Genomic DNA, 6,725 nt, shown 5'->3' with positions numbered 1-6,725 from the left:
GGCGCGGGGCCGTCGCCCCGGTGACGGACCGATCCCCCGCGCCGGGAGGCGCACCGGCACCGCCGGGAACCGGACACCGCGCCGTGCACGCCGTCGCTCGTGTCACAGGGGGCGGTTACCGTCGGGGGTATGAACGGCACAGCGCGTACCGCGTCCGAAAATCCCGGCATCGGCGGATACGAGCCGTCGGACCTGGAGCGGCGGGCCGCCGAGCCCGACAAGCGGCCGGGCCGCACGGCGTTCCAGCGGGACCGCGCGCGCGTGCTGCACTCCGCCGCGCTGCGCCGCCTCGCCGGGAAGACCCAGGTGGTCACGCCCGGCACCAGCGACCAGGCATGGGACGCCAGCCCCCGTACGCGCCTGACGCACTCCCTGGAGTGCGCCCAGGTGGGCCGCGAGCTGGGCGCCGCCCTCGGGTGCGACCCGGACCTGGTGGAGGTGGCCTGCCTCGCGCACGACCTCGGCCACCCGCCGTTCGGCCACAACGGGGAGCAGGCGCTCAACGAGGTCGCCGAGGGCTGCGGCGGCTTCGAGGGGAACGCGCAGTCGCTGCGGCTGCTGGCCCGCCTCGAACCGAAACGATTCACCACCGACCCCGACAGCGGCGAACTGGTCAGCGTCGGCCTCAACCTCACCCGCGCCGCCCTGGACGCCGCCACCAAGTACCCCTGGGCGCGCGGCGGCCACCCCTCGGACCCCGCCTCGCCGAAGTTCGGGGTCTACGCCGACGACGTACCGGTCTTCGAGTGGCTGCGCCAGGGCGCGCCCAAGGGCGGCAAGAGCTTCGAGGCGCACGTCATGGACTGGTCCGACGACGTCGCGTACTCCGTGCACGACGTCGAGGACGGCCTGCACGCCGGCCATATCGACCCCAACTGCCTGCTCGCCGAGCCCGAGCGCCGCGAGATCTTCGCCGTCGCCGCCGAGCGGTACGCGCCCGGCGCCGACCCCGAGGAGCTCGCCGCCGCCCTCGACCGCCTCCTCGAACAGGAGTGGTGGCCGCACGGCTACGACGGGACGGCCGTCGCCCAGGCGCGTCTCAAGGACGCCGCCAGCCAGCTCATCGGCCGCTTCTGCCTCGCCGCCGAGGGCGCGACCCGCGCCGCGTACGGGCCCGGCCGCCTCACCCGCTACCGCGCCGAACTGGTCGTACCGCACGGGACCCGCCTCGAATGCGCCGTGCTGAAAGCCGTCGCCGACCGGTACGTCATGCAGCGCCCCGCCCAGCAGAAGCTCCGCGCCGACCAGCGCGTCGTCATCGCCGAACTCGCCGAGGCGCTGATCGCCCGCGCCCCCGACGGCCTCGACCCGCAGTTCCACTCCCTGTTCACGGCCGCGCCCGACGACACGGCCCGGCTGCGCGCCGTCATCGACCAGATCGCCGCCCTCACCGACTCCTCCGCCCGCTCCCTGCGCACCCGCCTCACGGGCTCCACCCGCTCCACGCCCCGGCGCTGAGCCCCGCCGTCCAGTCCACGGGCCACATGTCCCCGGTCACATTTCCCCGGCGCGCTCCGTCAGCCTCACGGCACCGGAAACGACGCGACGAGGAGAGCGACGCCCGTGAATCCGTACGACCCGATCACCGATACCGATACCGATGCCGATGCCCAGCCGCTGCTGCGGCCGACGAGCATCGGCGGCCTCCGGCTCCCCAACCGGGTGGTCATGGCGCCCCTCACCCGCGCCCGCGCGACCGACGCCGACCTGACGCCGACGGACCTGCACGCCGCGTACTACGGCCAGCGGGCCGCCGCCGGGCTGATCGTCAGCGAGGGCGTCTGGGTCGGCGAGCAGGCCATCGGCTTCGGCGGCGTCCCCGGCCTGTACACCGAGCGGCAGGCCGCCGCGTGGAGCCGCGTCACCGGCCTCGTCCACGCCCTCGGCGGCCGCATCGTGGCGCAGCTCTGGCATACGGGCGCCGTCTCGCACCCCGACCACCTCGCGGGCGCGCTGCCCGCCGGGCCCTCGGCCGTCAATCCGTACGAGAGCGTCCACACGCCGTACGGGCGCGAGGAGACCGTCACCCCCAGGGCGATGACCTCCGCGGACATCGACCGCACGATCGCCGCGTACGCGGCCGCGGCCGGGCACGCGCGCCGCGCCGGGTTCGACGGCGTGGAGATCGCGGCCAACGGCGTCTATCTGCTCGCGCAGTTCCTCAACCGGCGGCTGAACCGCCGCACGGACGGCTACGGCGCGGACCCCGGCCGGCTGCTGCTCGACGTCACCGACGCGGTGAGCGCGGCGTGGAGCGCGCACCGCGTCGGCGTGCGGCTGTCCCCGTACTGGACCGCCGCCGACCGGCCGGCCTCTGCCCCCGCGCACGGCGCGTGCCCCTCGTACCCCTACACCGCGGACGCCCGGACCCTCGCCGACTACGACGCCGTCGTCGCCGCACTCAGCGGGCGCCGGGTGGGCTACCTCCATCTGCGAGGCCGCGCGCCGGGCGGCCCGGGGGCCCGCCCCGACGCCGCCGCGTTCGCCCGCTACCGGCGGCTCTTCGACGGCCCGCTGATCGCCAACCACGGCTTCGGCCGGGAGAGCGGGAACGCGATCGTCGAGGCGGGCGTCGCCGACGCCGTCTCCTTCGGCCGTCCCTTCATCGCCAACCCCGACCTCGTCAGCCGGTTCGCCCTCGGCCTCGGGCTCGCCGAAGGGGACCGCGGCACGCACTACGGCGGCGCGGAGCGCGGCTACGTCGACTATCCGATCTGGGCGGGAGAGGGAGCGGGAGCAGAGGCGGGGGACGGGGCGGGATCCACCTGTTACCGCCGTTCAGGCGGGCCGGGCGCACCGCTGTCACAGGGACCTGACACCCTGTGACCAGCAAGGGCCGGTGCATCGCTGTCCACCGTGTGTCATCGCTCTGAGCCGTCCGGCGCAGTCCCTCTTCCGGCATCACGCTCCGTGCGGGACGCTCGGCTTTGGCGATTGGGACCGGGGGGCGGAAGGCGCAGACGTACTGCGCGAGCTAGGAGGCACGAAGTGGTGGATGCACACCGGACGTTCGTCATCGTCGGAGGGGGCCTGGCCGGGGCCAAGGCCGCCGAAACCCTCCGATCGGAGGGTTTCACCGGCCGGGTGATACTGATCTGCGACGAACGCGAGCACCCGTATGAGCGCCCGCCGCTCTCCAAGGGCTACCTCATCGGCAACGAGGCGCGCGACAGCGTCTTCGTCCACGAGCCGTCCTGGTACGCGCAGGCCGATATCGAGCTCCACCTCGGCCAGCCCGCCGTCCACCTCGACCGCGCCGCCAAGTCCGTACGGCTGGGCGACGGCACCAGCGTCCACTACGACCGGCTGCTGCTGGCCACCGGCGCCGAGCCCCGCCGCCTCGACGTCCCCGGCACCGACCTGGCCGGCGTCCACCACCTGCGCCGCCTCGCCCACGCCGAGCGGCTGCGCGGCGTGCTCGCCTCCCTCGGCCGCGACAACGGCCACCTCGTCATCGCCGGCGCCGGCTGGATCGGGCTCGAAGTGGCCGCGGCCGCCCGCTCGTACGGCGCCGAGGTGACCGTCGTCGAGTCCGAGCCGACGCCGCTGCACACCGTCCTCGGCCCCGAGCTCGGCGCGCTCTTCACCGACCTGCACCGCGAGCACGGCGTGCGCTTCCACTTCGGCTCCCGGCTCACCGAGATCGTCGGCCAGGACGGCCTGGTGCTCGCCGTGCGCACCGACGACGGCGAGGAGCACCCCGCCCACGACGTCCTCGCCGCCATCGGCGCCGCCCCGCGCACCGCCCTCGCCGAGGGCGCGGGCCTGGAGCTGGCCGACCGCACGGGCGGCGGCGGCATCGCCGTGGACGCGTCGCTGCGCACCAGCGACCCGGACATCTTCGCGGCGGGCGACGTCGCCGCCGCCGAGCACCCGCTGATCGACGCCCGGTTCCGCGTCGAGCACTGGGCCAACGCGCTCAACGGCGGCCCCGCCGCCGCCCGCGCCATGCTCGGCCAGGAGGTCTCGTACGACCGGGTGCCGTACTTCTTCTCCGACCAGTACGACGTCGGCCTGGAGTACTCCGGTTACGCGCCGCCCGGCTCGTACGACCAGGTGGTCTGCCGCGGCGACGTTTCCAAGCGCGAGTTCATCGCCTTCTGGCTCAAGGACGGCCGGCTGCTCGCCGGGATGAACGTGAACGTCTGGGACGTCACCGACCCCATCCAGCAGCTCATCCGCGCGGGCGTCCGCCCCGACCCGGAGGCCCTCGCCGACCCGGGGGTCCCGCTGGCCTCGCTGCTGGAATAGCTTGGGGCGCATGACCCTCCCCATCCGTACAGCAGTGGTGCCGGTCGCGGAGATCTTCGAGCTGCGCCGGTCGGTGCTGCGGCCGGGGCTGCCGCCCGAGGCCGCCGTCTTCGCCGAGGACGGCGACCCGGACGGCCGCACCTTTCATGTCGCCGCGTACGACGAGGAGGGGGCGGTCCGGGGCTGCGCGACGTTCTTCGCGGAGCCGCTGCCGGACGGTCCCGTTCCGGGGACCGACGAGGCCGACCGCGCGTACCGCTTCCGCGGCATGGCCAGCGATCCGGCCGTCCGCGGCCTCGGCTACGGCGTCGCCGTGCTGCGGGCGGGCCTGGACGAGGCCGCGGCCCGCGGCGCGGAGACCGTCTGGTGCAACGGCCGCACCTCGGCCCGCGGCTTCTACGAGCACCATGGCTTCACCGCCGTCGGAGAGGAATTCGTCATCGAGTCGGTCGGCCCGCACCACGTCTTCACGATCGAGGTCGGCGGCTGAGCCGGGGCGGGGGAGCCCGGCGGTTCGGGAGTGTCGGACCCCGGCCGTAGACTTCACGCGTGGCAGGCAGGATCAACGATGACGATGTGAGGGCGGTCCGGGACGCGGTCCCGATCGACGCCGTGGTCTCCGAGTACCTCCAGCTGCGGAACGCGGGCGGCGGCAATCTCAAGGGCCTCTGCCCCTTCCACGACGAGAAGTCGCCGTCGTTCCAGGTCAGCCCGTCCAAGGGGCTCTTCTACTGCTTCGGCTGCCAGGAGGGCGGGGACACCGTCGACTTCGTCATGAAGATCGACCACCTCTCCTTCGCCGAGACCATCGAGCGCCTCGCGGGCCTCGCGGGCATCACCCTGCGCTATGAGGAGGGCGGCTACACCCCCGGCCGCCAGCAGGGCGAGCGCATCCGCCTGGTCGAGGCGCACCGGGCCGCGGCCCTCTACTACGTCGAGCAGCTCGACAGCCCCGAGGCCGAGATCGGCCGCAAGTTCCTCGCGAGCCGCGGCTTCGACCAGGCCGCCGCCCAGCACTTCGGCGTCGGCTACAGCCCCGCCGGCTGGGACCACCTCACACGCTTCCTGCGCGGCAAGGGCTTCAGCGACAAGGAGCTGATCCTCTCCGGGCTCGCCCAGGAGAGCCGGGGCGGCCGCCCCATCGACCGCTTCCGCGGTCGGCTGATGTGGCCCATCCGCGACATCACCGGCGAGTGCATCGGCTTCGGCGCCCGCAAGCTCCGCGACGACGACAACGGCCCCAAGTACCTCAACACCCCCGAGACCCCGCTCTACAAGAAGTCGCACGTTCTCTACGGCATCGACCTCGCCAAGAAGGACATCGCCAAGACCAGCCGCGCCGTCGTCGTCGAGGGCTACACGGACGTCATGGCCTGCCACCTGGCGGGCGTCACCACCGCCATCGCGACCTGCGGCACGGCCTTCGCGGGCGACCACATCAAGATCCTCCGCCGGCTGCTGATGGACAACGCGAGCGCCGAGGTCGTCTTCACCTTCGACGGCGACGCGGCCGGGCAGAAGGCCGCCCTGCGGGCCTTCGAGGACGACCAGAAGTTCGCCGCCGAGACGTCCATCGCCATCACACCGGGCGGCATGGACCCCTGCGATCTGCGGCTCGCCGAGGGCGACGAGTCCGTGCAGCGGCTGGTGGAGACCCGTACGCCGCTCTTCGCCTTCGCGATCCGGCAGGTCGTCGGCCGCCACAACCTCGACACCGCCGAGGGCCGCGCCGCCGCTCTGGAGGCCGCCGCGCCCATCGTCGCGGGCATCAAGAACAGCTCCATCCAGCACGAGTACGCGGTGGTGCTCGCCGGCATGCTCGGCATCCTCGACACCCAGTTCGTGGTCCGCCGCGTCGGCCAGCTCGCCCGCTGGGCCCGCGAGCGCGGCCAGCGCCCCGGAGCCGACCAGGGCGGCCGCGCGCCCCGCGGCGCCCCGCCCGCACAGCAGGCCGCCCCCGTACAGCGCGGCCCCGCCCTGAACCTGCGCAGCCCCGCCCACCGCACCGAGCGCGAGCTGCTCAAGCTGGCCCTCCAGCGCCCCGAACTGGTCGCCCCCGCCTTCGACGCGTACGGCGAGGACGAGTTCACCGCCGATCCGTACGTGGCCGTGCGCCGCACCATCGAGGAGGCCGGCGGCGTGACCCAGGCCGCCGACGACTACCTCGCGCGAGTGCGCGAGGCGGCCCCCGACAACACCGTGCGCGCCATGGTCACCGAGCTGGCAGTCGAGGCGATCCACAGCCGCACCGTCGACGAGGCGTACGCGGGCGTCCAGCTCGTACAGGTCCGGCTGCGAGCCGTGGAGCGCCGCGTAGCGGACGTGACGGCGAACATGGTCCGCCTCGGCGCCCAGGCCGCCCCCGACCACCTCGCCGCCGTCCAGAACGAACTGTGGGTCCTCCAGCAGTACGGACAGGCCCTGCGCGAACGCGGCGCGGACGCGCTCTGACCACCGCGCCGGCGGACCTTGAG

At 73.9% G+C, this 6,725-nt stretch carries 5 protein-coding genes; all 5 read left to right on the top strand.

Annotation, left to right across the window (positions count from 1 at the left end; genetic code table 11):
• Window positions 1–129 precede the first annotated feature (129 nt).
• The 5 genes from ACFU99_RS27845 to dnaG all read left to right on the top strand — a co-directional run bounded on the left by ACFU99_RS27845 (window position 130) and on the right by dnaG (window position 6,702).
• A complete protein-coding gene (locus ACFU99_RS27845) occupies window positions 130–1,458 on the top strand; it encodes a deoxyguanosinetriphosphate triphosphohydrolase (RefSeq protein WP_384397031.1) in 1,329 nt (442 codons plus the stop codon).
• A 105-nt stretch (window positions 1,459–1,563) separates the two neighbouring features.
• Complete coding sequence (locus ACFU99_RS27840) at window positions 1,564–2,826, top strand: alkene reductase (RefSeq protein ID WP_384397028.1); 1,263 nt, start codon at window positions 1,564–1,566, stop codon at window positions 2,824–2,826.
• A 162-nt stretch (window positions 2,827–2,988) separates the two neighbouring features.
• Entirely contained in the window at window positions 2,989–4,251 is a 1,263-nt protein-coding gene (locus ACFU99_RS27835; protein WP_384397026.1) for an NAD(P)/FAD-dependent oxidoreductase, read from the top strand.
• Between the two features lie 10 nt (window positions 4,252–4,261).
• The gene (locus ACFU99_RS27830; RefSeq protein WP_384397023.1) at window positions 4,262–4,741 is read left to right on the top strand and encodes a GNAT family N-acetyltransferase; all 480 of its coding nucleotides are present in this window, start codon (window positions 4,262–4,264) and stop codon (window positions 4,739–4,741) included.
• A 59-nt stretch (window positions 4,742–4,800) separates the two neighbouring features.
• Window positions 4,801–6,702, top strand: coding sequence for a DNA primase (gene dnaG / locus ACFU99_RS27825; RefSeq protein ID WP_384397021.1), 1,902 nt, complete (start codon window positions 4,801–4,803; stop codon window positions 6,700–6,702).
• The last annotated feature ends 23 nt before the right edge of the window (window positions 6,703–6,725 follow it).

The organism is Streptomyces sp. NPDC057654, assembly GCF_042800135.1.
In the GTDB taxonomy this organism is placed as follows: Bacteria; Actinomycetota; Actinomycetes; order Streptomycetales; family Streptomycetaceae; genus Streptomyces.
Note: the sequence above shows the minus strand (reverse complement) of the source record. Positions and strands in the feature narration are given on the sequence as shown.